The organism is Pseudomonas sp. T8 (assembly GCF_024610635.1).
Classification (GTDB): domain Bacteria; phylum Pseudomonadota; class Gammaproteobacteria; order Pseudomonadales; family Pseudomonadaceae; genus Aquipseudomonas; species Aquipseudomonas chlororaphis_I.
The window spans coordinates 2,424,460-2,450,328 of the sequence record NZ_CP102374.1 but is presented as its reverse complement, the minus strand read 5'-3'; the positions used below and the strand labels follow the sequence as shown (position 1 = coordinate 2,450,328).

At 63.2% G+C, this 25,869-nt stretch carries 28 protein-coding genes; 26 read left to right on the top strand and 2 right to left on the bottom strand.

Annotated elements, in window-relative coordinates; genetic code table 11:
• Positions 1 to 20 precede the first annotated feature (20 nt).
• From NRG23_RS10955 to NRG23_RS10840, 24 genes are all read left to right on the top strand, one after another.
• On the top strand, positions 21 to 365 hold the full coding sequence (locus tag NRG23_RS10955) for an Hpt domain-containing protein (protein ID WP_009047707.1): 345 nt from the start codon (positions 21 to 23) through the stop codon (positions 363 to 365).
• A gap of 110 nt (positions 366 to 475) precedes the next feature.
• Positions 476 to 1,840 carry a flagellar hook-length control protein FliK gene (locus NRG23_RS10950; protein ID WP_257374614.1) on the top strand — a complete coding sequence of 455 codons (1,365 nt, stop codon included), beginning with the start codon at positions 476 to 478 and terminating at the stop codon, positions 1,838 to 1,840.
• Positions 1,841 to 2,007: 167 nt separating this feature from the next.
• Positions 2,008 to 2,511: a flagellar basal body-associated protein FliL gene (gene fliL, locus NRG23_RS10945; RefSeq protein WP_009047709.1), complete on the top strand. Its 504-nt coding sequence runs from the start codon at positions 2,008 to 2,010 to the stop codon at positions 2,509 to 2,511.
• 9 nt (positions 2,512 to 2,520) lie between these two features.
• Positions 2,521 to 3,489, top strand: coding sequence for a flagellar motor switch protein FliM (gene fliM / locus NRG23_RS10940; protein ID WP_009042741.1), 969 nt, complete (start codon positions 2,521 to 2,523; stop codon positions 3,487 to 3,489).
• A gap of 54 nt (positions 3,490 to 3,543) precedes the next feature.
• Positions 3,544 to 4,011: a flagellar motor switch protein FliN gene (fliN, locus tag NRG23_RS10935; RefSeq protein ID WP_009042742.1), complete on the top strand. Its 468-nt coding sequence runs from the start codon at positions 3,544 to 3,546 to the stop codon at positions 4,009 to 4,011.
• Positions 4,012 to 4,449, top strand: a complete 438-nt coding sequence (gene fliO / locus NRG23_RS10930) for a flagellar biosynthetic protein FliO (RefSeq protein WP_053268492.1) — start codon at positions 4,012 to 4,014, stop codon at positions 4,447 to 4,449.
• Positions 4,449 to 5,198: a flagellar type III secretion system pore protein FliP gene (gene fliP, locus NRG23_RS10925; RefSeq protein WP_016702247.1), complete on the top strand. Its 750-nt coding sequence runs from the start codon at positions 4,449 to 4,451 to the stop codon at positions 5,196 to 5,198. The genes fliO and fliP overlap by 1 nt, the downstream gene beginning before the upstream one ends.
• Before the next feature lie 24 nt (positions 5,199 to 5,222).
• Positions 5,223 to 5,492: a flagellar biosynthesis protein FliQ gene (gene fliQ / locus NRG23_RS10920; RefSeq protein WP_003184009.1), complete on the top strand. Its 270-nt coding sequence runs from the start codon at positions 5,223 to 5,225 to the stop codon at positions 5,490 to 5,492.
• 3 nt (positions 5,493 to 5,495) lie between these two features.
• Positions 5,496 to 6,278, top strand: a complete 783-nt coding sequence (gene fliR, locus NRG23_RS10915; RefSeq protein WP_009047712.1) for a flagellar biosynthetic protein FliR — start codon at positions 5,496 to 5,498, stop codon at positions 6,276 to 6,278.
• Positions 6,279 to 6,281: 3 nt separating this feature from the next.
• Complete coding sequence (gene flhB / locus NRG23_RS10910; RefSeq protein ID WP_009042746.1) at positions 6,282 to 7,418, top strand: flagellar biosynthesis protein FlhB; 1,137 nt, start codon at positions 6,282 to 6,284, stop codon at positions 7,416 to 7,418.
• A 238-nt stretch (positions 7,419 to 7,656) separates the two neighbouring features.
• Positions 7,657 to 9,786 (top strand): flagellar biosynthesis protein FlhA, encoded by a 2,130-nt coding sequence (gene flhA, locus NRG23_RS10905; RefSeq protein ID WP_009047714.1) that lies wholly within the window; start codon positions 7,657 to 7,659, stop codon positions 9,784 to 9,786.
• An 11-nt stretch (positions 9,787 to 9,797) separates the two neighbouring features.
• The gene (gene flhF, locus NRG23_RS10900; RefSeq protein ID WP_009047715.1) at positions 9,798 to 11,114 is read left to right on the top strand and encodes a flagellar biosynthesis protein FlhF; all 1,317 of its coding nucleotides are present in this window, start codon (positions 9,798 to 9,800) and stop codon (positions 11,112 to 11,114) included.
• 118 nt (positions 11,115 to 11,232) lie between these two features.
• A complete protein-coding gene (gene fleN / locus NRG23_RS10895; protein ID WP_007922506.1) occupies positions 11,233 to 12,063 on the top strand; it encodes a flagellar synthesis regulator FleN in 831 nt (276 codons plus the stop codon).
• Entirely contained in the window at positions 12,060 to 12,800 is a 741-nt protein-coding gene (gene fliA / locus NRG23_RS10890; protein WP_007922505.1) for an RNA polymerase sigma factor FliA, read from the top strand. The genes fleN and fliA overlap by 4 nt, the downstream gene beginning before the upstream one ends.
• 160 nt (positions 12,801 to 12,960) lie before the next feature.
• On the top strand, positions 12,961 to 13,332 hold the full coding sequence (locus NRG23_RS10885; protein ID WP_003183998.1) for a chemotaxis response regulator CheY: 372 nt from the start codon (positions 12,961 to 12,963) through the stop codon (positions 13,330 to 13,332).
• A 30-nt stretch (positions 13,333 to 13,362) separates the two neighbouring features.
• Positions 13,363 to 14,151 carry a protein phosphatase CheZ gene (locus tag NRG23_RS10880; protein WP_009042749.1) on the top strand — a complete coding sequence of 263 codons (789 nt, stop codon included), beginning with the start codon at positions 13,363 to 13,365 and terminating at the stop codon, positions 14,149 to 14,151.
• Positions 14,152 to 14,431: 280 nt separating this feature from the next.
• A complete protein-coding gene (locus tag NRG23_RS10875) occupies positions 14,432 to 16,711 on the top strand; it encodes a chemotaxis protein CheA (protein ID WP_038631022.1) in 2,280 nt (759 codons plus the stop codon).
• Positions 16,712 to 16,760: 49 nt separating this feature from the next.
• Positions 16,761 to 17,888 carry a chemotaxis response regulator protein-glutamate methylesterase gene (locus tag NRG23_RS10870; protein ID WP_053268494.1) on the top strand — a complete coding sequence of 376 codons (1,128 nt, stop codon included), beginning with the start codon at positions 16,761 to 16,763 and terminating at the stop codon, positions 17,886 to 17,888.
• Complete coding sequence (locus NRG23_RS10865; protein WP_007922500.1) at positions 17,888 to 18,628, top strand: flagellar motor protein; 741 nt, start codon at positions 17,888 to 17,890, stop codon at positions 18,626 to 18,628. The genes NRG23_RS10870 and NRG23_RS10865 overlap by 1 nt, the downstream gene beginning before the upstream one ends.
• Positions 18,629 to 18,643: 15 nt before the next feature.
• Complete coding sequence (motD, locus tag NRG23_RS10860; RefSeq protein WP_009047719.1) at positions 18,644 to 19,528, top strand: flagellar motor protein MotD; 885 nt, start codon at positions 18,644 to 18,646, stop codon at positions 19,526 to 19,528.
• A 50-nt stretch (positions 19,529 to 19,578) separates the two neighbouring features.
• Positions 19,579 to 20,367, top strand: a complete 789-nt coding sequence (locus tag NRG23_RS10855) for a ParA family protein (protein WP_007922498.1) — start codon at positions 19,579 to 19,581, stop codon at positions 20,365 to 20,367.
• A gap of 84 nt (positions 20,368 to 20,451) precedes the next feature.
• Positions 20,452 to 21,354 (top strand): CheW domain-containing protein, encoded by a 903-nt coding sequence (locus tag NRG23_RS10850; RefSeq protein WP_038631026.1) that lies wholly within the window; start codon positions 20,452 to 20,454, stop codon positions 21,352 to 21,354.
• 78 nt (positions 21,355 to 21,432) lie between these two features.
• On the top strand, positions 21,433 to 21,915 hold the full coding sequence (locus tag NRG23_RS10845; RefSeq protein WP_007922496.1) for a chemotaxis protein CheW: 483 nt from the start codon (positions 21,433 to 21,435) through the stop codon (positions 21,913 to 21,915).
• The gene (locus NRG23_RS10840) at positions 21,916 to 22,308 is read left to right on the top strand and encodes a DUF2802 domain-containing protein (RefSeq protein ID WP_009047721.1); all 393 of its coding nucleotides are present in this window, start codon (positions 21,916 to 21,918) and stop codon (positions 22,306 to 22,308) included.
• Positions 22,309 to 22,414: 106 nt separating this feature from the next.
• Here NRG23_RS10840 and NRG23_RS10835 read toward each other — a convergent pair whose 3' ends face one another.
• Together NRG23_RS10835 and NRG23_RS10830 are read right to left on the bottom strand one after the other, a co-directional pair.
• A complete protein-coding gene (locus tag NRG23_RS10835) occupies positions 22,415 to 22,744 on the bottom strand; it encodes an EscU/YscU/HrcU family type III secretion system export apparatus switch protein (protein ID WP_009047722.1) in 330 nt (109 codons plus the stop codon).
• Positions 22,741 to 24,312: a flagellar hook-length control protein FliK gene (locus tag NRG23_RS10830; protein ID WP_038631028.1), complete on the bottom strand. Its 1,572-nt coding sequence runs from the start codon at positions 24,310 to 24,312 to the stop codon at positions 22,741 to 22,743. Before NRG23_RS10830 ends, NRG23_RS10835 begins: the two co-directional genes overlap by 4 nt.
• 198 nt (positions 24,313 to 24,510) lie before the next feature.
• On the opposite strand from NRG23_RS10830, the gene ccmA reads away from it, so the two are divergent.
• Entirely contained in the window at positions 24,511 to 25,146 is a 636-nt protein-coding gene (gene ccmA, locus NRG23_RS10825; RefSeq protein WP_016702238.1) for a cytochrome c biogenesis heme-transporting ATPase CcmA, read from the top strand.
• Positions 25,143 to 25,811, top strand: a complete 669-nt coding sequence (gene ccmB / locus NRG23_RS10820) for a heme exporter protein CcmB (RefSeq protein WP_009047725.1) — start codon at positions 25,143 to 25,145, stop codon at positions 25,809 to 25,811. Before ccmA ends, ccmB begins: the two co-directional genes overlap by 4 nt.
• Positions 25,812 to 25,869: the final 58 nt, after the last annotated feature.

Below are 25,869 nucleotides of genomic sequence, written 5' to 3'. Positions count from 1 at the left end.
CTTGATCAAGGAGTGAGCAAGTGGCTGAAATTCATCTGGATCACGAGGTGCTGAACGCATTGCAGGAAGTCATGGAGGATGAGTATCCGTTGTTGCTCGACACCTTCCTCTGCGACTCCGAAGAGCGTTTGCGCCAGTTGCACAAGGTCGACGACCCCCGTCAACTTGTCGCCACTGCACACAGCTTCAAGGGCAGCAGCAGCAATATGGGGGCGATTCGCCTGGCCGAGCTCTGTCATCAGTTGGAGCAGCGTGCCCAGGACTCGTCGTTGCGTGGTATCGAGCAGCTGGTGGGCGAGATCGATGGTGAATTCGCCATTGTCCGGCAGCTGTGCCAGCAGGAACGCCAGCGTTTTCACTGCTGAAAAACCGTAGCAACCCAGGCTTTTTCCCGCGAGCCAGCAAAGCTGGCTCGACCTTTGCAATCAAGTCTCTCAACTGTACCTACGATCCCAGTGCAGCGGAGACCGTTTTCATGCCCCTTACCCCGAACATGCTGCTTCAGGCCGCCTCCCAGGCCAAGACTCAAGCGGCTTCCGCCATCCCCCAGGCCAGCGCCGCCGAGCCCGGGGATAAAGGCGCAAGCTTTGCCCGGGTGTTCGCCAAGGAAGCGCTCGGCAAGCCGGTAGCGGCCGCCGACGGCCCCATCAAGCCGGCTCGCGACAAGGGTGTCGAAACCGCTGCCAAGGTGGAACCGGGCAAGGGCAAGGCTGCCGCCCCCGAGCCGGCGGTTGCCGATAGCGGCAAAACCTTGCCTGCCGACAAGGCCGCCGCCAGTGACGACAAGGTTGCCGATGACCAGGCCGCGAGCAGCGATCAGGCGCTGGCCGACGGCACGCCGGTCGACCCGACCCTCGATCCGGCGCTGATGCAGGCGGCCCAGCCGGTGCCATTGCCGGCGCCCGAGCCGGAAGTGGCGGCAGCGCCGGTCCCGGCACAGCCGCCAGTGCAACCGCAAACGCCGCCGGTTGTACCGGTGGTGGCCAGTAGCGTGGCACCGGTGCCGGTCGATCCGGAATTCGACCCTGAAGCCGACCCGCTGGACGCGCTGCCGGTAGTACGCCTGGCGATGGAGCAGAGCGGCCATGTCTCGGCTTCCAGTCAGGCGCAGAACAAGGCGGCGCCGACCGTGATGGCCGATGACGGGCCGACTTCGGCCCAGACCTTCGCCAGCGGCATGGCCAACATGCTGGACCTGCAGGTGGACAAGGACAGCACCGAACAGGGCGGCGAAAAGGCCTTCAGTGGTCTGCTCGATGACGGTCTCAAGGACCTCAAGAGCGCTGCCAGCGACACCCGCGTCGACGATTTCGCCAACCGCCTGGCGGCCCTGACCCAGGCGGCCACGCCCAAGACCGCCAACGCCGTCCCGGTGAACCAGCCGCTGGCCATGCATCAGAGCGGCTGGACCGAAGAAGTGGTCAACCGGGTCATGTACCTGTCCAGCGTCAATCTGAAGTCGGCCGAGATCCAGTTGCAGCCGGCCGAGCTGGGGCGTCTGGATATCCGCGTGAACATGGTGCCGGACCAGCAGACCCAGGTGACCTTCATGAGTGCCCATGTCGGCGTGCGCGAAGCCCTCGAAGGGCAGATGCATCGCCTGCGCGACATGTTCCACCAGCAAGGCATGGGGCAGGTGGACGTCAACGTCTCCGACCAGTCGCGCAACTGGCAGGGTGGCCAGGAGCAGGCCCAGCAGGGGCAGCATCGCAGCAATGGCGCCAGTGCCAGTGGCGGGCGCCTGGATGGCGTGGATGAAGAGTTGCCGCCGAGCGCCGCCGAAGTCGCCGCCAGCACCAGCACGGTCATTGGCACCAGCGCCGTCGACTATTACGCCTGACCCGCTTCAGGCGTCATTGAACAGAAGATCGCCAGTCGCGTGGTACCGCGGCTGGCGATCTTTTGCTTTGCGCTGCCCTATCCCTTCGGTTCAGACAAATCTGGCATAACACTTGCTCTTGCCTTGCCGTGCGACTGTGAAAACCCGATTAGTGACGGATTATTGGCATGGCGAAGAGCGAAGCAGCAGAGAAAAACCCCGCCGGGAAAGGCAAACTCAAGCTTATCCTCTTGATTGTTCTGGCCTTGTTGCTGGCGATCGGTTTGTCCGTCGGGGCTACCTGGTACTTCATGCACAGCAGTGCCCAGAGCAAGCCTGCCGAGACGGCCGAGGCGACCAGCAGCGTCAAGCCGGCGGCCATCTACGAGCCCATGGCGCCGGCCTTCGTGGCCAATTACACGCAGAACGGCCGCCAGCGCTACATGCAGGTGAGCATCACGATGCTGGCGCGCAACCAGGCCGATCTGGACGCGCTGAAAGTGCATATGCCGGTGATCCGCAACAACCTGGTCATGCTGTTCTCCGGCCAGAGCTTCGACACCCTGGCGACTCCGGTCGGCCAGGAAATGCTGCGCCAGAAGGCCACCGCCAGCGTGCAGGAAGTGGCCCAGAAAGAGGTCGGCAAAGTGGTGGTCGAGCAGTTGCTCTTTACTAACTTCGTACTGCAGTAGGAACACGACATGGCCGTGCAGGACCTGCTGTCCCAGGATGAGATCGACGCGCTGCTGCATGGCGTCGATGACGGTCTGGTACAGACCGAACACGCCGCCGAGCCCGGCAGCGTCAAAAGCTACGACCTGACCAGCCAGGATCGCATCGTCCGCGGACGCATGCCGACCCTGGAGATGATCAACGAGCGTTTCGCCCGCTACACCCGTATCAGCATGTTCAACATGCTGCGCCGTTCGGCGGACGTGGCGGTGGGCGGCGTACAGGTGATGAAGTTCGGCGAATACGTGCACTCGCTGTACGTGCCGACCAGCCTCAACCTGGTGAAGATCAAGCCGCTGCGCGGTACCGCGCTGTTCATCCTCGACGCCAAGCTGGTGTTCAAGCTGGTGGACAACTTCTTCGGCGGCGACGGTCGTCACGCCAAGATCGAAGGCCGTGAATTCACCCCGACCGAATTGCGCGTGGTGCGCATGGTGCTGGAGCAGGCCTTCGTCGACCTGAAGGAAGCCTGGCAGGCGATCATGGAAGTCAACTTCGAGTACATCAACTCCGAAGTGAACCCGGCCATGGCCAACATCGTCGGCCCGAGCGAAGCGATCGTGGTCTCGACCTTCCACATCGAGCTCGATGGCGGTGGCGGCGACCTGCACGTGACCATGCCGTACTCGATGATCGAGCCGGTGCGGGAAATGCTCGACGCCGGCTTCCAGTCGGACCTGGACGACCAGGACGAGCGCTGGAGCAAGGCCCTGCGCGAAGACGTGCTGGACGTGGATGTGCCCTTGAGCGCCACCGTGGCCCGCCGGCAGTTGCGCCTGCGCGACATCCTGCACATGCAGCCAGGGGATGTGATCCCGGTGGAACTGCCCGAAGACATGATCATGCGCGCCAACGGCGTACCGGCGTTCAAGGTCAAGCTCGGTTCGCACAAGGGCAACCTGGCCCTGCAAGTGATCGAGCCGATCGAGCGCCGTTGAGCGGCGTTGTTATGAATTCGCTTTGTTAATGATTTTTTGCCCGCCGAGGACAACATGGCTGACGAACACGAAATGACTTCCGCAGAAGACCAGGCCCTGGCTGATGAGTGGGCGGCCGCCCTGCAGGAAACCGGCGATGCCGGGCAAGACGATATCGATGCCTTGCTGGCGGCCGACGCGGCCAGCGCGCCGGCGTCCAATCGCCTGCCGATGGAAGAGTTCGGCAGTGTGCCGAAGAACAACGAGCCGGTGACCCTCGATGGGCCGAACCTGGACGTGATCCTGGACATCCCGGTGTCGATCTCCATGGAGGTCGGCAGCACCGACATCAACATCCGCAACCTGCTGCAGCTCAACCAAGGGTCGGTGATCGAGCTCGATCGCCTGGCCGGCGAGCCGCTGGACGTGCTGGTCAACGGCACGCTGATCGCCCATGGCGAAGTGGTGGTGGTCAACGAGAAGTTCGGCATCCGCCTGACCGACGTGATCAGCCCGAGTGAACGCATCAAGAAGCTGCGCTAAGTGAGAAAGGCACTCGCGCTGTTCCTGGTCTGGCCGCTCTGGGCGCTGGCCGCCGAGCCGACGGCCGGTACCGCCGCGCCAGTGGTTGGCAGCAGCGGCGTGGCCGGGCAGCTGACCCAGCTGGTGCTGGGCCTGTTGCTGGTGGTGGGGCTGATCTTCTTCCTCGCCTGGCTGTTGCGCCGGGTGCAGCAGGCCGGACCGGCCGGCAAGGGGCAGGTCATCGAGCTGGTCGGCTCGCGGGCGCTTGGCCCGCGGGACCGGCTGGTGCTGGTGCAGGTCGGCAACGAACAGATTCTGCTCGGCCTGACGCCGGGCACCATCACGGCGTTGCATGTGCTCAAGGAGCCGGTGCAGGTGCCGAGCACCGAGCAGGCGACTCCGGAGTTTGCCCAGCGCCTGATGGAGCTGCTGGGCAAGGATCAGAAGGATAAGAAGTAATGCCGTTGCGCCTCCTCTTGACGTTGGCCCTGATGCTGGCGGCGCCGCTGGCGCTGGCGGCCGACCCGTTGTCTATCCCGGCGATCACCCTCGGCACCAATGCCGACGGCCAGCAGGAATACTCGGTCAGCCTGCAGATCCTGCTGATCATGACCGCGCTGAGCTTCATTCCGGCGTTCGTCATGCTGATGACCAGCTTCACCCGGATCATCATCGTGTTCTCGATCCTGCGCCAGGCCCTGGGCCTGCAGCAGACGCCGTCGAACCAGATCCTCACCGGCATGGCGCTGTTCCTGACGATGTTCATCATGGCCCCGGTGTTCGACCGGGTGAACCAGGATGCCCTGCAGCCGTACCTGGCGGAGAAACTCAACGCCCAGGACGCGGTGGCCAAGGCCCAGGTGCCGATCAAGGACTTCATGCTGGCCCAGACCCGCAGCAGCGACCTGGAGCTGTTCATGCGTCTGTCCAAGCGCACCGACATCGCGACACCGGACCAGGCGCCGCTGACGATCCTGGTACCGGCCTTCGTCACCTCGGAGCTGAAGACCGCGTTCCAGATCGGCTTCATGATCTTCATTCCGTTCCTGATCATCGACCTGGTGGTCGCCAGTGTGCTGATGGCCATGGGCATGATGATGCTGTCGCCGCTGATCATTTCCCTGCCGTTCAAGATCATGCTGTTCGTGCTGGTGGATGGCTGGGCCCTGATCATCGGTACCCTGGCGGGCAGTTTCGGTGGTGTTTAGAACCTTGTTGGCGGGTGACGCGCTATGACGCCTGAAGTCGCAGTAGACCTGTTTCGCGAAGCGCTCTGGCTGACCACCATGATGGTCGCCATCCTGGTGATTCCCAGCCTGCTGGTGGGCCTGCTGGTGGCGATGTTCCAGGCCGCCACCCAGATCAACGAACAGACCCTGAGCTTCCTGCCGCGCCTGTTGGTGATGCTGGTGACGCTGATCGTCGCCGGTCCCTGGCTGGTGCAAACCTTCATGGAATACATCCTGCAGTTGTACGGCAGTATTCCGCAGTTGATCGGCTAAGCCATGTCTCTGCTGGCGCTTACCGATACGCAGATCAGCACCTGGGTCGCGAGCTTCATGCTGCCGCTGTTCCGTATCGGCGCCGTGTTGATGACCATGCCGGTCTTCGGTACGACCCTGGTGCCGACCCGTATCCGCCTGTATTTCACCCTGGCCATCACGGTCGTGCTGGTGCCGGGCCTGCCGCCCATGCCGGCGGTCAATGCGCTGGATCTCAGCGGGCTGCTGCTGATCGCCGAGCAGATCATCATCGGCGCCTTGTTCGGCTTTTCCTTGCAGCTGTTCTTCCAGGCTTTCGTGATCGCCGGGCAGATCATTTCGACGCAGATGGGCATGGGCTTCGCGTCCATGGTCGACCCCACCAATGGCGTTTCGGCGGCGGTGATCGGGCAGTTCCTGACCATGCTGGTGACCTTGCTGTTCCTCGGCATGAACGGTCATCTGGTGGTCTTCGAGGTGCTGACCGAAAGCTTCACCACCTTGCCGGTGGGCAGCGCGCTGCTGGTCAACCATTTCTGGGAAATCGCCGGCAAGCTCGGCTGGGTGTTGGGCGCCGCCCTGTTGCTGGTATTGCCGGCGATCACCGCGCTGCTGGTGGTGAACATCGCCTTTGGCGTGATGACCCGCGCGGCGCCGCAGTTGAACATCTTCTCCATCGGTTTTCCGCTGACCCTGGTGCTGGGCCTGGTGATTTTCTGGGTCAGCCTGGGCGACATTCTCAACCAGTACCAACCGCTGGCCGTCGAGGCCCTGCAGTTGCTGCGCAACCTGGCACAGGCGCGTTGAACCATGGCTGAGAGCGAGAGCGGTCAGGACAAGACAGAAGACCCCACGGAGAAACGTAAAAAGGACTCCCGGGAAAAGGGCGAGATCGCCCGCTCCAAAGAGCTCAACACCCTGGCGATCACCATGATCGGGGCCGCCGGCCTGCTGATCTACGGCGCGGGGGTGGCGCAGGACCTGCTGGAAATCATGCGCCTGAATTTCTCCCTGCCGCGCGAGGTGTTGCTCAGCCCCGGCGCCATGGGCCTGTACCTGCTGCATTCGGGCAAGATCGCGATTATCGCCGCGATGCCGATCCTGCTGCCCCTGGTGCTGGCGGCGCTCATCGGCCCTATCTCCCTGGGCGGCTGGCTGTTTTCAACCAAGAGCCTGGCGCCCAAGTTCAGTCGCATGAACCCGCTCAGCGGCATGAAGCGCATGGTGTCGCCGACCTCGCTGATCGAGCTGCTCAAGGCCTTCGCCAAGTTCGTGGTGATCCTGATCGTGGCCTTGTCGGTGCTGTCCTCGGATATCGACGACCTGCTGCGGATCGCCCACGAGCCGCTGGAGCAGGCGATCATCCACAGCGTGCAAGTGGTGGCCTGGAGTACCTTGTGGATGGCCTGCGGGCTGATCCTGATCGCCGCGGTGGACGTGCCGGTGCAGCTGTACCAGAGCTACAAGAAACTGCTGATGACCAAGCAGGAAGTGCGGGACGAGCACAAGGACCAGGAAGGGCGTCCGGAGGTCAAGCAGCGGATTCGCCAGGTCCAGCGCGAGATGTCGCAACGGCGGATGATGGCGGCGATTCCCGAGGCGGACGTGGTCATCACCAACCCGACCCACTACGCCGTGGCGCTCAAGTACGACGCCGAGAAGGGCGGGGCGCCGGTGTTGCTGGCCAAGGGCAGCGATTTCCTGGCACTGAAGATCCGCGAGATCGCCGTGGCCAACGAAGTGCTGTTGCTGGAGTCGCCGGCGCTGGCGCGTTCGATCTACTACTCCACCGAGTTGGAGCAGGAAATCCCCGCCGGGCTCTATCTGGCGGTGGCCCAGGTGCTGGCGTATGTCTATCAGATTCGCCAGCACCGCGCCGGCAAGGGCAAGCGTCCCGATCCGCTCAAGGACCTGCCGATTCCGCCGGATTTGCGGCGCGATTCCTGAGGTCGGCGTTTGGCTGTGCCGACGTTATCGCGAGCAAGCTCGCTCCTACAGAATTCACGCCCGGCCTGTAGGAGCGAGCTTGCTCGCGATGGTGCTGAAAGCGCCTTTTATGACGACTGATGGCGCAACGCCATAAATCAGTTTTCCTTCCGGGCCAAAGTTGGAAGGCTTCTTGCAATACCCGCCCTGCGCCGCCTCCAGGCGTCAAAAGTTTGCTTCAAGGGAACGGGGAATACCGGTGGATCGCTCTCAGTTAATCAGTACGGCTCGCACTAACCTGGCTGACCTCAGTCGGGGGAACCTGGGTGTGCCGCTGTTGCTGCTGGTCATGTTGGCCATGATGATGCTGCCGGTGCCGCCGTTCCTGCTGGACGTGTTCTTCACCTTCAACATCGCCCTGTCGATCGTCGTCCTGCTGGTCTGCGTGTATGCCTTGCGGCCGCTGGATTTCGCGGTATTCCCGACCATCCTGCTGGTGGCGACCCTGTTGCGCCTGGCGCTGAACGTGGCCTCCACACGGGTGGTGATGCTCCACGGCCAGGACGGTCACGCCGCCGCGGGCAAGGTGATCCAGGCCTTCGGCGAGGTGGTGATCGGCGGTAACTACGTGGTCGGTATCGTGGTGTTCGCGATCCTGATGATCATCAACTTCGTGGTGGTGACCAAGGGCGCCGGGCGGATTTCCGAGGTGAGCGCGCGTTTCACCCTGGATGCGATGCCGGGCAAGCAGATGGCTATCGACGCCGACCTCAACGCTGGCCTGATCGACCAGGCCCAGGCCAAGGCGCGCCGCCAGGAAGTGGCCCAGGAGGCCGAGTTCTACGGTTCCATGGACGGTGCCAGCAAGTTCGTCCGCGGTGACGCCATCGCCGGCCTGCTGATCCTGTTCATCAACCTGATCGGCGGCATGGCGGTCGGTATCTTCCAGCACCACATGTCCTTCGGCGATGCCGGCCGGGTCTACGCCTTGCTGACCATCGGTGACGGTTTGGTGGCGCAATTGCCATCGCTGCTGCTGTCCACCGCGGCCGCGATCATGGTGACCCGTGCTTCCGGTTCCGAAGACATGGGCAAGCAGATCAACCGGCAGATGTTCGCCTCGCCCCGGGCCCTGGCTGTCGCCGCCGGCCTGATGGCGGTGATGGGCCTGGTGCCGGGCATGCCGCACTTTTCCTTCCTGAGCATGGCGGCCCTGGCGGCCGGCGCCGCGTACCTGTTCTGGAAGCGCCAGAACGTGGTCAAGGTCAAGGCGCTGGAAGAGGTCAAGCGCCAGCAGGAACTGCTGCCTTCGCCGGCCCGCGCCATGGAAACCAAGGAGCTGGGCTGGGATGACGTGACCCAGATCGACATGATCGGCCTGGAAGTCGGCTATCGCCTGATTCCCCTGGTGGACCGCAACCAGGGTGGGCAGCTGCTGGCGCGGATCAAGGGCGTGCGCAAGAAGTTGTCCCAGGATCTCGGCTTCCTCATGCCGACCGTACATATTCGCGACAACCTCGACCTGGCGCCCAGCGCTTACCGGCTGACGCTGATGGGGGTGATCCTGGCCGAGGCCGAGATCTATCCGGATCGCGAGCTGGCGATCAACCCGGGGCAGGTCTACGGCACGCTCAACGGCATCACCGCCAAAGATCCGGCCTTCGGCCTGGAGGCGGTGTGGATCGAGATCAGCCAGCGCGCCCAGGCGCAGTCGCTGGGCTACACCGTGGTCGACGCCAGTACCGTGGTCGCCACCCACCTCAACCAGATTCTGTACAAGCACTCCAGCGAGCTGATCGGCCACGAAGAAGTCCAGCAGCTCCTGCAACTGCTGGCCAAGGGCTCGCCGAAGCTGGCGGAAGAGCTGGTGCCGGGCGTTCTGTCGTTGTCCCAGCTGCTCAAGGTGCTGCAGGCGCTGCTGGCCGAACAGGTGCCGGTGCGCGATATCCGCAGCATTGCCGAAGCCATCGCGAACAATGCCGCCAAGAGTCAAGATACTGCCGCTTTGGTGGCCGCGGTGCGTGTCGGATTGTCGCGCGCCATCGTGCAAAGCATTGTAGGGACTGAGTCCGAGCTGCCTGTGATCACCTTGGAGCCCAGGTTGGAACAGATTTTGCTCAATAGTCTGCAGAAGGCAGGACAAGGCTCGGAAGAGGGTGTTCTGTTGGAGCCAAGCATGGCTGAGAAGCTGCAGCGTTCGTTGATCGAAGCCGCGCAGCGCCAGGAAATGCAAGGTCAACCGGTGATTCTGTTGGTAGCCGGTCCGGTCCGCGCGATGCTCTCGCGGTTTGGACGCCTGGCAGTCCCGGGCTTGCACGTGTTGGCTTACCAGGAAATCCCTGACAACAAGCAAGTGACCATCGTTGCGACAGTAGGGCCCAACGGCTGAGGTAGTGGGTTATGCAAGTTAAGCGTTTTTTCGCCGCCGATATGCGTCAGGCCATGAAGCTGGTTCGTGATGAGCTGGGCGCCGACGCCGCCATCATTGGCAATCGCCGCATCGCCGGCGGTGTCGAGCTGACGGCTGCCCTGGATTACAAGCTGTCGGCGCTGGCGCCTCGGGTTCCGAACATGGAGCTCGAGGACGAACTGCGCAAGACTCAGTCGCGCATCGTCACCGCCCAGGCCGAACTGAGCCTGCGTGGCGATGGCGACGGCAGCACCAATCGCCAGCTGTTCGCCGGCCTGCCGCTGACCGCCGCCGAGCCGCTGATCGAACCGACGTTCAACGAGCCCCATCGCCCGGCCCCGGTGGCCGCCGCGCCGGCTGTCGATCAACGGGCACTGGACTCGATGCGTTTTGAGCTCAATGGTCTGCGCGAGCTGCTGGAAGTCCAGCTCGGTTCCCTGGCCTGGAGCCAGCTGCAAGGTAGCCGGCCTGAGCAGGCCAACCTCTGGCGGCGCCTGCAGCGTATCGGTTTGTCCGGTCCGCTGGCCCGCGACCTGCTGGCGCTGATCACAGAAATCGACGAGCCCCGCCAGGCCTGGCGCATGCTCCTGGCCCACCTGGCGCGGATGATCGTGACCCCGGAAGTCGAGCCGTTGGAAGAGGGCGGTGTGATCGCCATGGTCGGCCCCGCCGGCATGGGCAAGACCACCACCCTGGCCAAGCTGGCGGCCCGTTACGTGCTCAAGTACGGCGCGCAGAACATCGCGCTGGTGAGCATGGACAGCTACCGCATCGGCGCCCAGGAACAACTCAAGACCCTGGGCCGGATCCTCAATGTCTCGGTGACCCATGTCGATCCGGGCCAATCCCTGGCGCAAGCCCTCGATCCGCTGCTGCGCAAACGCGTGGTGCTGATCGACACCGCCGGCCTGCAAGCCAGCGACCCGGCCCTGCGCATGCAGCTGGAAAGTCTGGCTGGACGCGGGATCCGGGCAAAAAATTATCTGGTATTGGCAACCACCAGCCAGAAACAGGTTCTAACCGCCGCGTACCACAGCTACAAGCGTTGCGGGCTGGCCGGCTGCATCCTGACTAAACTGGATGAAACCGCCAGCCTTGGTGAGGTGTTGAGCCTGGCGATCAGTCACGAACTCCCCGTTGCCTATCTGACCGATGGCCCACGGATTCCGGACGATTTGCACTTGCCACGCCGTCATCAGCTGGTCAGTCGTGCGGTGAGCGTGCAGATGCAGGAAGAACCCAGCGAAGAAGCCATGGCTGACATGTTCGCTGACCTCTACCACAACCCGACCAAGCGGGTTGGCTGAGGGAATCATGAAAAGATTGCAATGTACCTACATCGATGGTCTGCCAGGCATTGTTCCGTTAGTGAACGCGCAGCCAGTTATGTGGCCCCGTCTAAGTAAGACAAGGTAAAGAACGAACATGGGCAGCATGCATCCCGTACAGGTGATCGCGGTGACCGGCGGCAAAGGTGGCGTCGGCAAGACTAACGTGTCAGTGAACTTGTCCCTGGCCCTAGCGGAGCTCGGCCGGCGCGTCATGCTGCTGGACGCCGACCTGGGTCTGGCTAACGTCGACGTGCTATTGGGGCTGACCCCCAAACGGACCCTCGCCGACGTGATCGAAGGCCGCTGCGAGCTGCGCGATGTGCTGCTGCAGGGGCCGGGTGGAATCCGTATCGTGCCGGCGGCGTCCGGCACCCAGAGCATGGTTCATCTGAGCCCGGCGCAGCATGCCGGCCTGATCCAGGCCTTCAGCGACATTGGCGACAACCTCGATGTGCTGGTGATCGACACCGCTGCCGGCATCGGCGACTCGGTGGTCAGCTTCGTCCGCGCCGCACAGGAAGTCCTGCTGGTGGTCTGCGACGAGCCGACCTCGATCACCGACGCCTACGCGCTGATCAAGCTGCTCAACCGCGACTACGGCATGAACCGCTTCCGCGTGCTCGCCAACATGGCGCAGAGCCCGCAGGAAGGCCGCAACCTGTTCGCCAAGTTGACCAAGGTCACGGACCGCTTCCTGGACGTGGCCCTACAATATGTCGGCGCCGTGCCTTACGACGAATGCGTGCGCAAGGCCGTGCAAAAGCAACGTGCGGTCTATGAAGCGTTTCCGCGTTCGAAGTGCGCGCTGGCGTTCAAGGCCATTGCGCAGAAAGTCGATACCTGGCCGTTGCCGGCCAACCCACGTGGACATCTGGAATTTTTCGTCGAGCGGCTAGTGCATCAGACAGCGGGACCGGTGCTATGAGCGCCAGCGGCTACAACCTTTACAAAAAGTCGGCACGTGACAGCCAGTACGAATTGATCGAGCGTTATGCGCCCCTGGTCAAGCGTATTGCCTATCACCTGCTGGCGCGCCTGCCGGCCAGTGTCCAGGTCGAAGACCTGATCCAGGCCGGGATGATCGGTCTGCTCGAAGTGTCGACCAAGTACGACGCGAGCAAGGGCGCGAGTTTCGAGACGTACGCGGGTATCCGTATCCGTGGTGCGATGCTCGATGAGGTCCGTAAAGGTGACTGGGCGCCGCGTTCGGTACATCGCAATACCCGGATGGTGAGCGATGCCATTCGCGCAATTGAAGCTAAAACCGGTCGTGACGCTAAAGATCATGAAGTTGCGGCCGAACTTCAATTGAGTCTCGACGATTATTACGGGATTTTGAACGACACCTTGGGCAGTCGCCTGTTCAGCTTCGACGACCTGTTGCAGGACGGCGAGCATGAAGGGCTGCATGAGGATGGCGCGAGTGCTCATCTCGAGCCGTCGCGCGACCTGGAGGACGAACGTTTCCAGGCTGCGCTGGCGGACGCGATTGCCAATTTGCCGGAGCGTGAGCGACTGGTCTTGGCGCTGTACTACGACGAAGAGCTGAACCTCAAGGAAATCGGTGAGGTCCTGGGGGTCAGCGAATCGCGGGTCAGCCAGTTACACAGCCAGTGCGCGGCCCGTTTGCGGGGGCGTTTGGGAGAGTGGCGAGCGCGCTGACAGGCAGTGTGGGGGACACTGCGGACGAGACTGGCACGACGTTGCCGGCCTCGCGGTGTGTATTCCATGCAGTCGTTGAGTGCTCTGCCTGATTGATTGAATGGCGCGTTCAGGTGCTGGACGCGTTTAAGACTGCTTGGAGGTCGAATTGGACAAGAACATGAAAATCCTCATCGTTGATGACTTCTCAACGATGCGGCGGATCATAAAAAACCTGTTGCGTGACCTGGGTTTCACCAACACGGTCGAGGCTGACGATGGCACCACCGCCATTCCGGTCCTCAACAGTGGGAGCATCGACTTTCTGGTAACGGACTGGAACATGCCTGGCATGACCGGTATCGATCTGCTGCGCCATGTGCGCGCCGATGAAAAACTCAAGCACCTGCCGGTACTCATGGTGACCGCTGAAGCCAAGCGCGAACAGATCATCGAAGCTGCCCAGGCCGGCGTAAACGGCTATGTGGTCAAGCCCTTCACGGCCCAGGCGTTGAAAGAAAAGATCGAGAAGATCTTCGAACGCATCGGTTGAGATGTGGAACCATTCCGCCACGGGGGAGCTATGGAGCACAACGAATCTTCATTGGGCGATTTCGAATCGACCCTGAAAAAACACGCACTCGAACTGGTCGACAGCCTTGAAAAAGGCAAGTTCGGCGAAGCCGTGCAACTGATCCATGAGCTCAACCAGACCCGTGACCGCGGCCTGTACCAGGAAGTCGGCAAGCTCACCCGCGAGCTGCATAGCGCCATCGTCAATTTCCAGATTGACCCGCATATGCCGCAAGCCGAGGAAGTTTCACAGATCACGGATGCCACCGAGCGCCTGTCCTATGTGGTCAGGCTGACCGAGGCCGCGGCCAACCGCACCATGGATCTGGTCGAGAGCGCCACCCCGTTGGTCAATGGCCTGAGCAGCGAAGCCCAGGCCCTGAGCGCCGACTGGGGACGTTTCATGCGTCGCGAACTGGGCGCCGAAGAATTCCGCGACCTGGCCCGCCGGGTGGACGGTTTCCTGACCCGCAGCGAGCAAGAGACGCGGGCGGTATCGAGCAACCTCAACGACATTCTGCTGGCGCAGGACTACCAGGACCTGACCGGTCAGGTGATCAAGCGCGTGACCCAGTTGGTCACCGAAGTCGAGAGCAACCTGCTCAAACTGGTCCTGATGGCCAGCCAGGTCGATCGTTTTGCCGGCATCGAACATGACCGTGAATCGATCCTCGCTGAAAAAGATCCGCAAAAACATCTGGCCAAGGGTGAAGGTCCGCAGATTCATGCCGATAAACGTGAAGACGTTGTATCCGGTCAGGACGATGTCGACGATTTGCTTTCCAGCCTTGGATTTTAGGTCGTGACGACGGTTAATGACGGTCGCGCCGCCGCCCCGCAAGGCGCAAGACTAGGCACGAGGAGAGTGGTTTGGTTTTTCCAAATGAGCGACGAGTAACGACGGATTGCGCCTTGCGGGGCGCGGCCCGAAGGGTTGGAACTGTGAGCGCGCCATGCGGCGTTGCGAGACTCGGCAAGGAAACGACCCTTGCCAGCGTCTCGCGCCTTGCCTGGCACGCTCACAGTTCCAACGCGATCCGTCATTAACCGTCATCACGACCTAGTAGGAGCACCCATACATGAGCTTCGGCGCCGATGAAGAAATCCTTCAGGATTTTCTGGTTGAGGCCGGCGAGATTCTAGAGCAACTGTCCGAACAACTGGTCGAGCTGGAAAGCCGGCCGGACGATGCGGATCTGCTCAACGCAATTTTTCGCGGTTTTCACACTGTAAAAGGGGGCGCCGGCTTCCTCCAGCTCAACGAGCTGGTGGAGTGCTGCCACATCGCCGAGAACGTGTTCGACATCCTGCGCAAGGGTGAGCGTCGCGTCGACGCGGAACTGATGGACGTGGTGCTCGAAGCACTGGACGCGGTGAACGGCATGTTCGGCCAGGTGCGCGAGCGTACCGAGATCACCGCCGCCACTCCGGAACTGCTGGCTGCCCTGGCCCGCCTGGCCGAGCCTGCCGGAGCCGAGGAGGTCGCCGCGCCGGTGGCCGAGGTTGAGACAGTTGTTGAGCCGGTTGCCGAATCGGCCGAAAGCGAGTCCGGCGATATCACCGACAGCGAGTTCGAGCAGCTGCTCGATTCGCTCAATGCCGCCAAGGCCGAGGCCGAAGCCCCGGCCGCTGTTGCCCCCACTGCGCCCGCAGCCGGTGGCGAAGCAGCCAGCGACGAAATTACCGACGCCGAGTTCGAGTCGCTGCTCGACCAATTGCATGGCAAGGGCCAGTTCGCACCGGATGCGGTGGCACCTTCGGCCACGGCGCCTGCCGCGGAAAAAGCCGCGGCCAGCGACGAAATCACCGATGACGAATTCGAAGCACTGCTGGACCAGTTGCACGGCAAAGGCAACTTTGCGGTAGAGGCGCTGGATTCCGCAGTGGCCGCGGCGGTACCGCCGGCTGCACCGAGTGCGGCCGCCGCCGGTAGCGACCTGATCACCGACCAGGAATTCGAATCCCTGCTCGACGAGCTGCATGGCAAGGGCAAGTTCTCTGAAGTAGCGGCTGCTGCCGCGACCAAGGGGAGCGCAACGGCGGTCACGGCTTCGGCGCCTGCCGCTGTCGCCAAGCCGGCAGTGAAGAAAGCCGAAGCCAAGGTCGAAGCACCGAAACCGGCAGCCGCCGCTGCTCCGGCACCTGCTCGTGCTCCGGCAGCCGCCCCGGCGGAAAAGCCGGTCAGCGAAGCCGAAACCACGGTGCGGGTCGATACCGCGCGGCTGGACGAAATCATGAACATGGTCGGCGAGCTGGTGCTGGTGCGTAACCGCCTGGTGCGCCTGGGGCTCAACAGCGGCGACGAAGCCATGTCCAAGGCCGTGTCGAACCTCGACGTGGTCACGGCCGACTTGCAGACCGCGGTGATGAAGACCCGGATGCAGCCGATCAAGAAGGTCTTCGGGCGCTTCCCGCGCCTGGTTCGCGACCTGGCCCGCCAGCTCAAGAAAGAGATCAACCTGGAGCTGGTCGGCGAAGAGACCGACCTCGACAAGAACCTCGTCGAGGCCCTGGCCGACCCGCTGGTGCACTTGGTGCGCAACGCCGTCGACCACGGTATCGAGTCGCCGGAAGAGCGCGAGGAGGCGGGCAAGTCCCGTGGCGGCAAGGTGGTGCTGGCGGCCGAGCAGGAAGGCGACCACATCCTGCTGTCGATCTCCGATGACGGCAAAGGCATGGACCCGAACGTCCTGCGCGCCATTGCGGTCAAGCGTGGGGTGATGGACAAGGATGCCGCCGATCGCCTGAGCGACACCGAGTGCTACAACCTGATCTTCGCCCCGGGCTTCTCGACCAAGACCGAGATCTCCGACGTGTCCGGCCGCGGTGTGGGCATGGACGTGGTGAAGACCAAGATTTCCCAGCTCAACGGTTCGATCAACATCTACTCGACCAAGGGCCAGGGCTCGAAGATCGTCATCAAGGTGCCGCTGACCCTGGCGATCATGCCGACCCTGATGGTGATGCTGGGCAACCAGGCGTTCGCCTTCCCGCTGGTCAACGTCAACGAAATCTTCCACCTGGATCTGTCGCGCACCAACGTGGTCGACGGCCAGGAGGTGGTGATCGTTCGCGACAAGGCGCTGCCACTGTTCTACCTCAAGCGCTGGCTGGTCAGTTCCGCGGCTCACGAAGAGCAGCGCGAAGGCCACGTGGTGATCCTTTCGGTCGGCACCCAGCGGATCGGCTTCGTCGTCGATCAACTGGTCGGCCAGGAAGAAGTCGTCATCAAGCCATTGGGCAAGATGCTCCAGGGAACTCCGGGCATGTCTGGCGCCACCATCACCGGTGACGGCCGCATCGCCCTGATTCTCGATGTTCCGAGCATGCTCAAGCGTTACGCCGCACGGCGTATTTGAATACCGGAGGGGCGGGGCCATTTGCCTTGCCCCGCCTAACGGAGTGTTTATGGCAGTCAAGGTCCTGGTGGTGGATGATTCGGGTTTTTTCCGCCGCCGCGTCTCGGAAATTCTTTCAGCGGATATCAATATCCAGGTCGTCGGTACCGCGACCAACGGTAAAGAGGCGATCGATCAGGCTCTGGCGCTCAAGCCGGACGTGATCACCATGGACTACGAGATGCCGATGATGGATGGCATCACGGCGGTGCGGCACATCATGCAGCGCTGCCCGACGCCGGTGTTGATGTTCTCCTCGCTGACCCATGAAGGCGCCCGGGTGACCCTGGATGCGCTGGATGCCGGTGCGGTGGATTTCCTGCCGAAGAACTTCGAAGACATCTCGCGCAATCCCGAGAAGGTCAAGCAACTGCTGTGCGAGAAGGTCCACAGCATCTCGCGCAGTAACCGTCGTTTCAGCAGCTACAGCGCGCCGGCGCCACAACCGGCGGCGGCACCTGCGCCTGCTCCATCGAGCTCCAGCAGTTTCAGCGGCACGGCCCCGGCGCGTCCGGCTCCGGCGCCGGTTCCTGCCCGCGCGGCAGCCACTGGCTCGTCGGCGGCCCCCAAGCGCAAGGCCTACAAGCTGGTGGCCATCGGTACTTCCACCGGTGGCCCGGTGGCCCTGCAGCGGGTGCTGACCCAGTTGCCGGCCAACTTCCCGGCGCCGATCGTGCTGATCCAGCACATGCCGGCGGCCTTCACCAAGGCGTTCGCCGAGCGCCTGGACAAGCTCTGCCGGATCAGTGTCAAGGAAGCCGAGGATGGCGACATCCTGCGTCCGGGCCTGGCGCTGCTGGCACCGGGTGGCAAGCAGATGATGGTCGACGGCCGTGGCGCGGTGAAAATCCTCCCTGGCGACGAGCGTCTGAACTACAAGCCGTGCGTGGACATCACCTTCGGTTCGGCGGCCAAGTCCTACGGTGACAAAGTTCTGGCGGTGGTGCTCACCGGCATGGGCGCCGACGGTCGCGAAGGCGCGCGCCTGCTCAAGCAGGGCGGCAGCGCGGTCTGGGCCCAGGATGAAGCGAGCTGCGTGATCTACGGGATGCCGATGGCGATCGTCAAGGCGGAGCTGGCGGATGCGGTGTACGGCCTGGACGACATCGGCAAGCACCTGGTCGAGGCCTGTCTCTGATGGATGTGCTAAGCCTCATCGGGATCATCATGGCGTTCGTCGCCATCATCGGTGGCAACTACCTGGAAGGCGGTCATCTGTCGGCCCTGGCCAATGGTCCGGCGGCGCTGATCGTGCTGGGCGGGACCATCGGTGCGGCGTTGCTGCAGTCGCCGCTGAGCGCCTTCAAGCGGGCCATGCAGATCCTTGGCTGGATCCTGTTCCCGCCGCGGGTCGACCTGCCTGGCGGCATCGATCGCGTCGTCAACTGGAGCCTGACCGCCCGCAAGGAAGGCCTGCTGGGCCTGGAAGGCGTGGCGGATGCCGAGCCCGACACCTACTCGCGCAAGGGCCTGCAACTGCTGGTGGACGGCGCCGAGCCGGAATCCATCCGCAGCATCCTGGAAGTGGATTTCTACACCCAGGAGAGCCGCGACATCGAAGCGGCCAAAGTCTTCGAAAGTATGGGCGGCTACGCGCCGACCATCGGCATCATCGGTGCGGTCATGGGCCTGATCCATGTCATGGGCAACCTGGCCGACCCGTCGCAGCTGGGCAGCGGTATCGCCGTGGCCTTCGTCGCGACCATCTACGGCGTGGCCAGCGCCAACCTGGTGTTGCTGCCGATCGCCGCCAAGCTCAAGTCCATAGCCTTGCGGCAGTCGCGTTATCGCGAAATGTTGCTTGAAGGAATCCTGTCGATTGCCGAAGGTGAAAACCCTCGTTCCATTGAGTTGAAGCTGCAAGGCTTCATGGATTGATGGGGGTAATGGACTATGTCCCGTCGTCGCCGGCATGAAGAGCATGTCAACCATGAGCGTTGGCTGGTGTCCTACGCGGACTTCATCACCTTGCTGTTCGCCTTTTTCGTGGTCATGTACTCGATCTCCTCGATCAACGAGGGCAAGTACAAGGTCATTTCCGAAGCGCTGATCGGTGTGTTCACCGACTCGGACCGCGCCCTCAAGCCGATTCCCATCGGTGAGGAGCGGCCCCAGACCGTGACCCCGGCCAAGCCGCTGGTCAAGGACAGCGAGCAGACCGATGCCGGTATCGCCGGCGCCAGCGACCCGCTGAAAAGCATCGCCGACGATATCAGCGCAGCCTTTGGCGACCTGATCAGCTCCAACCAGATGACCGTGCGCGGCAATGAGCTGTGGGTCGAGATCGAACTCAACTCCAGCCTGTTGTTCGGCAGCGGCGATGCCATGCCCAGCGACCTGGCGTTCAACATCATCGACAAGGTGGCGGCGATCCTCAAACCCTTCGACAACCCGATTCACGTCGAGGGTTTTACCGACAACCAGCCGATCCAGACTGCGCAGTACCCGACCAACTGGGAGCTGTCGTCGGCCCGTTCGGCGAGCATCGTGCGGATGCTGGCGATGCAGGGGGTCAATCCGCAGCGCCTGGCGTCGGTCGGCTACGGCGAGTTCCAGCCGGTAGCCAATAACGCGACGGCCGATGGCCGTGCCCGCAACCGTCGGGTGGTGCTGGTGGTGTCGCGCAATCTCGATGTACGCCGCAGCCTGACAGGCACCGGCACCGCCCATGCAACACCGGATGCGGCATTGAAGCGGGCTGGCACACAAACTGCACCTACGCCAGTCAAGACGCCGGGACGCGAGAGTGCCGTCAATTCTCCGTCACCGGCTTTATAACTGGGTGCTATTTCTCGGTCGGCCCGCGCCTGCCGGGAGGAACAATCTGAATGAGAGTCTGGGCAGTTGCCAATCAAAAGGGTGGCGTCGGTAAGACCACCAGTTCCATCGCTTTAGCCGGGTTGCTGGCCGAGGCGGGCAAGCGCGTGGTCGTGGTCGATCTCGACCCCCACGGCTCCATGACCAGCTATTTCGGCTATGACCCCGACAGCCTGGAACACAGTAACTACGACCTGTTCCTGCACAAGGGCAGCGTTCCCGAGGGCTTGCCCGGGCAGTTGCTGCTGTCGACCAGCGACGAACGTATTTCCCTGCTGCCATCGAGCACCGCGCTCGCCACCCTGGAGCGCCAGTCGCCGGGGCAGAGCGGCCTGGGCCTGGTGATCGCCAAGAGCCTGGCGCAGCTGTGGCAGGATTTCGACTATGCGGTGATCGACAGCCCGCCGTTGCTCGGCGTGCTGATGGTCAATGCCTTGGCGGCGAGCCAGCAACTGGTGATCCCGGTGCAGACCGAGCACCTGGCGGTCAAGGGCCTGGAGCGCATGGTCAATACCTTGGCGATGATCAACCGTTCGCGCAAACAGGCGCTGCCGTTCAGCATCGTGCCGACCCTGTTCGATCGCCGGACCCAAGCGTCCCTGGGCACCTTGCGGGTATTGCGCGACAAGTTCCCGGATGAGATCTGGCAGGGCTACATCCCGGTCGACACACGCCTGCGCGATGCCAGCCGGGCCGGGCTGACGCCTTCGCAGTTCGACGGCAAGAGCCGTGGCGTACTGGCCTATCGCGCCTTGCTCAAGCACTTGCTGGCCCAGCAACTTGTCCCGCAGGTGGCCTGACGTGGCGGAGCATTCAAGTCTGCTGCCGGTCTGGCCGATAAACCCTACAGGTCACTGTGCTGGGTTTTATCCGTGGGCATCCTCATGAACCGTCCTGTCGACGTTACGTCCCGGCCGCAGCTGGCGCTGCAGTCCTACCTGGACGCGTTGCTGCAGGACGCCACCGAAGAAGAATTCGCGGTTCCCGAAGCACTGCCGCAGGTTCAGGCAGCGGTAGAGGAAGTAGCGGTGTCGAGCGAAGTCCTGGATGAGTTCCAGGCCGCGGTGCTCGAAGAACAGGCTCGCGATGCCCGGGTCCAGCGTACGCCGCCAGCCGCGGCTGTAGTCGCGCCGGTAGCGCCGGTCGAGGAATCCGTGGTCGCCCCCGTGCTGGAGGCGCCTGCACCATTGCCGGCCACCTTGTCGACCGTTGTGCCCTTGCTGCAAGGCCTGGTCGAGCCGGTGGTCGAGGTGCATCGGCCACCCAGCAGCACGCCACCCCCGGTGGCGGGTGACGACCGGCCGAGCTGGGCGGCGGAACCCTTCGAGTGCCTGCTGTTCGATGTCGCCGGGTTGACCCTGGCGGTGCCGCTGGTCTGCCTGGGGTCGATCTACTCCCTGGCGGGGCATGAACTGACGCCGTTGTTCGGCCAGCCGGAATGGTTCCTCGGGATCCTGCCGAGCCAGGCCGGCAACCTGAAGGTGCTGGATACCGCGCGCTGGGTGATGCCCGACCGCTACCGCGACGACTTCCGCCAGGGCCTGCAATACGTGATCTCGGTCCAGGGCTACGAATGGGGGCTGGCGGTGCATCAGGTCAGCCGCTCGTTGCGCCTGGACCCGAACGAAATCAAATGGCGCAGCCACCGTGGCCAGCGGCCATGGCTGGCGGGTACGGTCATCGAGCACATGTGTGCGCTGCTGGACGTTTCCGAGCTGGCCGAGCTGATCGCCAGCGGCGGGGCGAAACACATGGCTATCAGCAAACCGGCGCCGAAGCCGATATAGACCAACAACAGGCTGCGCCGACGGTGCAGCCACACAGAACACACACCGTTTCCAACGGTTTTTTGAGGGGTCAGGGGTATGAATAAGTCGTCGTCTGCACAGAGTTCCGAAGATCCGATCCTGCAATGGGTAACCTTCAAGCTGGATAACGAGTCCTACGGCATCAACGTGATGCGCGTCCAGGAAGTCCTGCGCTACACCGAGATCGCACCGGTGCCGGGTGCCCCGAGCTACGTGCTGGGCATCATCAACCTGCGCGGCAACGTGGTGACCGTGATCGACACCCGCCAGCGTTTCGGCCTGGTGCCGACCGAAGTCAACGACAACACCCGCATCGTGATTATCGAAGCCGACAAGCAAGTGGTCGGGATCATGGTCGACAGCGTGGCGGAAGTGGTTTACCTGCGTCAGTCGGAAGTCGAGACCGCACCGAACGTCGGTAACGAAGAGTCGGCCAAGTTCATCCAGGGCGTGTGCAACAAGAACGGCGAGCTGCTGATTCTGGTTGAGCTGGACAAGATGATGAGCGAAGAAGAGTGGTCGGAACTGGAGAGTATCTGATTGATTCTCGAGGTTGCGGTTATTGTCCTGTTCCTCTTTTGGGCAGGCACGCTGGCGATGTTCCTGGCCTACATCCGCGCTCAGCGGCAGATCGCCGCCCAGCAGGCCCATGGCGATGCGCTGCGCGATCAGCGCATCAAGGACCTGGCCAAGCGCGTCGACGATTACCAGAACGGTACGGTGCGCATGGGCGAGGACCTGCATGAGCTGCGCGCGGTGGTCGGCCCGTTGCCGGACAAGCTGGCCCAGCTGGAGCAGCGCGATCCGTCGAGCCTGTCCTTCGCCCAGGCCGCGCGCCTGGTGGGCATGGGCGCCAGCGTCGACGAACTCACTCAGTCCTGCGGCTTGACCCAGGCCGAGGCCGAGTTGATGAGCAAGTTGCACAAAAGCTGAAATCCCGTAGCCGCTGCCGCAGGCTGCGAACGGCCGGAACGGCCGCAGGGATCTTAGGATCGCTGAAGGCCTTCGGCCTTATCGCAGCCTGCGGCAGCGGCTACAGTCAGTAATCGTCGCCGCAGTCGGTGACATCCTTCTCCAGCGCCGCTTCCTGCGGCTCATGCCCGGCCGGGAACTTGCCCTTGAGGTTCCAGGCGAAGGCGATGATTTCGGCGATGGTCCGATACAACTCCTCGGGAATGCTGTCGCCCAGTTCCATGCGCGCCAGCAGTTTCACCAGTTCGGCGTTCTCATAGATCGGCACTTCATAGTCGCGGGCGATTTTCAGGATGGCTTCGGCCAGTTCGTCGTCGCCCTTGGCGGTCAGCGTGGGGGCGTGCTGGCCGTCGTACTTGAGGGCGATGGCCTGGCGTGGCGGGTTGGGATTATTCATGCTGTTTCATCGACCCAGCGTTGTTCCAGTCGGGTTTTCGGACCTTGCGGTGGCGTGCCGAGATGGCAGTCCAGGTCGCCGACATCCAGGCCGGACGCCAGCAGCCGTTCACGCAGGCTGCCCAGATGGCTTTCGATCAGGCTCGCGGTAAACGGTCGCTCGGCCCAGAGCTGGCTGGACAGGCGGCCCTTGAGCAATTGCGCCTGCACCTGCAGCGGGCCCAGGGGTTCGAGGTCGAACGCCAGTTCGACGCGCCACAGCTGCTGCTTCGGTTCGCGTTCCTGGCGTTTTTCCTCGGGCGGTTTTTCCGCCGGGTCTTCGCGCTGGAACTTGACCTGCAAGGGCACGACGTCCTGCATCGTGCGCATCGGGATTTCCAGTTGCCAGGTGGTCAGCAGCCGGCCGTCATCGGTCAGGCCGCTCTGTTCCAGGCTCGCCAGCTGATGGCTCTGCAAGCGCGAAACAGCGGCCGCGGCCAGGCGCAGCAGATGTTCCAGGTCGCCTTCCTCTTCGAGGCTTTGCAGCAGCCGCGAGGGCAGGGGGAAACCGCCCGGCTGGGGTCTGGCGCTGACCTGGCCGAGGGTGCCCAGGGCGCTGCGGACAAAGCTCGGCAGCACCTGGGCCAGGGTGTTGGCGGCAATGATCGCGTTGAAACTGGTGCTGCTCGGCAGGCCCGGCGTCATCTGGGCGATCAGCCGTAGCAGGTTGCCCTTCAGGTCGCTGGCCAGTGCCGGATTGTCACCGGCCAGCAGCCGCGATTCGAGGAAGGCGCCGCTGTTGCCCAGGGCCTGGGCCAGCGCCTTGGGGTTGCTCAGTTGCTGCAGGTCGGGCAGGCCGGCGAGCAGCTTGTCCACCGCGGCACGCAGCTCGCTGGAGGTACTGTCGGACGGCGGCAGATTCTGCAAGGCATTGATCAGGCCGGTCAGCGAGGCCTGGCGGCTTTGCTGGGTGGCCAGTTGCTGGGCGATCGCCAGTTGCTCCTGGCGCCCGCTCAGCTGAACGAAGTTCAAGCTCTGTGATCCCTGCACCAGGGCGCTCAGCAGGCTGCCGATGCGCAAGGGCTGCGGGCTGTCGATGCTCAGGGTGCTGCCGCTCAGGGCGGTGTTGAGCAGACTCACCAGCGAGCGGTAGACCGCCGGTTGTCCGGCTGCCTGGGGTTGCAGCTGGGTGGTCAGCACCTTGCCTTGCAGCAGGGTGCCCACTGGAAGCTGCGCGGTGTCGATACGGGTCAGGGTGGCGACGCTGGCGGCAATCGCCTGCTGCACGGTGATGGCCAGGTTGCCGGCCGACGGCTGGGTCACCGCCAGGCTGGTGCCCAGGGGCAGCGGCTGGCTGCTGGTGGCCTGGACGGTGGTCTGCCGGCCGCTGTCGAGGGTCAGCTTGAGCAACAGCTGGAACGTCTGGTCCGCCTGCTTGAGCGACAGCACTTCGGCCTTGGCCGATTGGCCGGCGGCGATCAGGCCTTCCAGCGGCTGCAGCAATTTGAGCAGCTCACCGCTGATCGGCAGCGCGCGCACGGTTCCCGGCGTCAGCTGTGGCAGCGGAGGAAGGGTGATTTCGCCTGTCATCTGGACACAACCTGTGGAGAAATAAGCCCTCTTGAGAGTAGGGCATCGCATGTATAATGCCGCCCGTCTTCGGGGGGCGTGGCGAAAACATCGCAAAAGTTTGACGCAGCTCTCTGGAACAGGCCGCCGATGCGTTTATTCTGCATCTCTTTAACGGCTGCTCCACTGCCGACTTGAACCGTAAAGGCCCGCGATCATTTGACCAGTCCTCTTCTAGAAGCCGTAGCGCTTGCCTGTGAGCGCGACCTGCGGCTGCTCTTCGAAAAGCTCGAACTGCGTCTGGCCAGCGGCGACATGTTGCAGATCAGCGGCCCCAACGGCAGCGGCAAGACCAGCCTGTTGCGCCTGCTGGCGGGGCTGATGCAGCCGACCAGTGGCCAGGTGCTGCTCAACGGCCAGCCGCTCAACGCCCAGCGTGCGGAGCTGGCGCGCAACCTGTTGTGGATCGGCCATGCGGCCGGGATCAAGGACTTGCTGACCCCCGAGGAAAACCTCAGCTGGCTCTGCGCCCTGCATCAGCCCGCCGGGCGCGAGGCGATCTGGCAGGCCCTGGCGGCGGTCGGCCTGCGCGGCTTCGAGGATGTGCCCTGTCACACCCTGTCCGCCGGCCAGCAGCGCCGGGTGGCGCTGGCCCGGTTGTACCTGGACAGCCCGCCGCTGTGGGTCCTCGACGAACCCTTCACCGCCCTGGACAAGCAGGGCGTGGCGCAACTGGAAGAACACCTGGCCGGCCATTGCGAGCGCGGCGGCATGGTGATTCTCACCACCCACCACACACTGAGCCGCATGCCGGCCGGCTATCGCGACATCGATCTGGGGCATTGGGCCGTATGAGTGTTTTCGGACTGCTGGTTGCCCGCGAATCCCGGCTGCTGTTCCGCCGTCCCGCCGAACTGGCCAACCCGCTGGTATTTTTCGCGATTGTCGTCTCACTGTTCCCATTGGCGGTGGGACCTGAGACACAATTGTTGCAAACCTTGTCTCCAGGGCTAGTCTGGGTAGCGGCCTTATTATCGGTTTTGCTCTCGCTGGACGGGCTTTTTCGCAGTGATTTCGAGGACGGATCCTTGGAACAGTGGGTCCTTTCGTCGCACCCCCTGCCTCTTCTGGTTCTGGCCAAGGTACTGGCACACTGGGCCTTTTCCGGCCTGGCACTGGTATTGCTTGCGCCCCTGTTGGCATTGATGCTCGGTCTGCCCACAGCCTGTCTGCCGGTGCTGTTGCTGTCCCTGTTGCTGGGCACTCCGGTGCTCAGCCTGCTGGGAGCGGTGGGCGCGGCGTTGACGGTAGGACTCAAGCGTGGCGGCCTGTTGCTGGCGCTGCTGATCCTGCCCCTGTACATCCCGGTATTGATTCTCGGCAGCGGCGCCTTGCAGGCGGCCTTGCAGGGCATGCCGGCGACCGGTTATCTGCTGTGGCTTGGTAGCCTGACCGCCCTGGCAGTAACCCTGACACCTTTTGCAATAGCAGCTGGCCTGAAGATCAGCGTCGGCGAATAATGAGGTCTGATCAAATTTTGATCAGTAAAGACCCTGGCCGTGCGTGACAACGCGCGGC

What these genes read in the sequence shown, in the direction of transcription:
- NRG23_RS10950 (WP_257374614.1), top strand. Translation starts at nt 476, where the DNA reads ATGCCCCTTACCCCGAACATGCTGCTTCAGGCCGCCTCCCAGGCCAAG.
- fliL (WP_009047709.1), top strand. Translation starts at nt 2,008, where the DNA reads ATGGCGAAGAGCGAAGCAGCAGAGAAAAACCCCGCCGGGAAAGGCAAA.
- fliM (WP_009042741.1), top strand. Translation starts at nt 2,521, where the DNA reads ATGGCCGTGCAGGACCTGCTGTCCCAGGATGAGATCGACGCGCTGCTG.
- fliN (WP_009042742.1), top strand. Translation starts at nt 3,544, where the DNA reads ATGGCTGACGAACACGAAATGACTTCCGCAGAAGACCAGGCCCTGGCT.
- fliP (WP_016702247.1), top strand. Translation starts at nt 4,449, where the DNA reads ATGCCGTTGCGCCTCCTCTTGACGTTGGCCCTGATGCTGGCGGCGCCG.
- fliQ (WP_003184009.1), top strand. Translation starts at nt 5,223, where the DNA reads ATGACGCCTGAAGTCGCAGTAGACCTGTTTCGCGAAGCGCTCTGGCTG.
- fliR (WP_009047712.1), top strand. Translation starts at nt 5,496, where the DNA reads ATGTCTCTGCTGGCGCTTACCGATACGCAGATCAGCACCTGGGTCGCG.
- flhB (WP_009042746.1), top strand. Translation starts at nt 6,282, where the DNA reads ATGGCTGAGAGCGAGAGCGGTCAGGACAAGACAGAAGACCCCACGGAG.
- flhF (WP_009047715.1), top strand. Translation starts at nt 9,798, where the DNA reads ATGCAAGTTAAGCGTTTTTTCGCCGCCGATATGCGTCAGGCCATGAAG.
- fleN (WP_007922506.1), top strand. Translation starts at nt 11,233, where the DNA reads ATGGGCAGCATGCATCCCGTACAGGTGATCGCGGTGACCGGCGGCAAA.
- fliA (WP_007922505.1), top strand. Translation starts at nt 12,060, where the DNA reads ATGAGCGCCAGCGGCTACAACCTTTACAAAAAGTCGGCACGTGACAGC.
- NRG23_RS10885 (WP_003183998.1), top strand. Translation starts at nt 12,961, where the DNA reads ATGAAAATCCTCATCGTTGATGACTTCTCAACGATGCGGCGGATCATA.
- NRG23_RS10880 (WP_009042749.1), top strand. Translation starts at nt 13,363, where the DNA reads ATGGAGCACAACGAATCTTCATTGGGCGATTTCGAATCGACCCTGAAA.
- NRG23_RS10875 (WP_038631022.1), top strand. Translation starts at nt 14,432, where the DNA reads ATGAGCTTCGGCGCCGATGAAGAAATCCTTCAGGATTTTCTGGTTGAG.
- NRG23_RS10870 (WP_053268494.1), top strand. Translation starts at nt 16,761, where the DNA reads ATGGCAGTCAAGGTCCTGGTGGTGGATGATTCGGGTTTTTTCCGCCGC.
- NRG23_RS10865 (WP_007922500.1), top strand. Translation starts at nt 17,888, where the DNA reads ATGGATGTGCTAAGCCTCATCGGGATCATCATGGCGTTCGTCGCCATC.
- motD (WP_009047719.1), top strand. Translation starts at nt 18,644, where the DNA reads ATGTCCCGTCGTCGCCGGCATGAAGAGCATGTCAACCATGAGCGTTGG.
- NRG23_RS10855 (WP_007922498.1), top strand. Translation starts at nt 19,579, where the DNA reads ATGAGAGTCTGGGCAGTTGCCAATCAAAAGGGTGGCGTCGGTAAGACC.
- NRG23_RS10850 (WP_038631026.1), top strand. Translation starts at nt 20,452, where the DNA reads ATGAACCGTCCTGTCGACGTTACGTCCCGGCCGCAGCTGGCGCTGCAG.
- NRG23_RS10845 (WP_007922496.1), top strand. Translation starts at nt 21,433, where the DNA reads ATGAATAAGTCGTCGTCTGCACAGAGTTCCGAAGATCCGATCCTGCAA.
- NRG23_RS10835 (WP_009047722.1), bottom strand. Translation starts at nt 22,744, where the DNA reads ATGAATAATCCCAACCCGCCACGCCAGGCCATCGCCCTCAAGTACGAC.
- NRG23_RS10830 (WP_038631028.1), bottom strand. Translation starts at nt 24,312, where the DNA reads ATGACAGGCGAAATCACCCTTCCTCCGCTGCCACAGCTGACGCCGGGA.
- ccmB (WP_009047725.1), top strand. Translation starts at nt 25,143, where the DNA reads ATGAGTGTTTTCGGACTGCTGGTTGCCCGCGAATCCCGGCTGCTGTTC.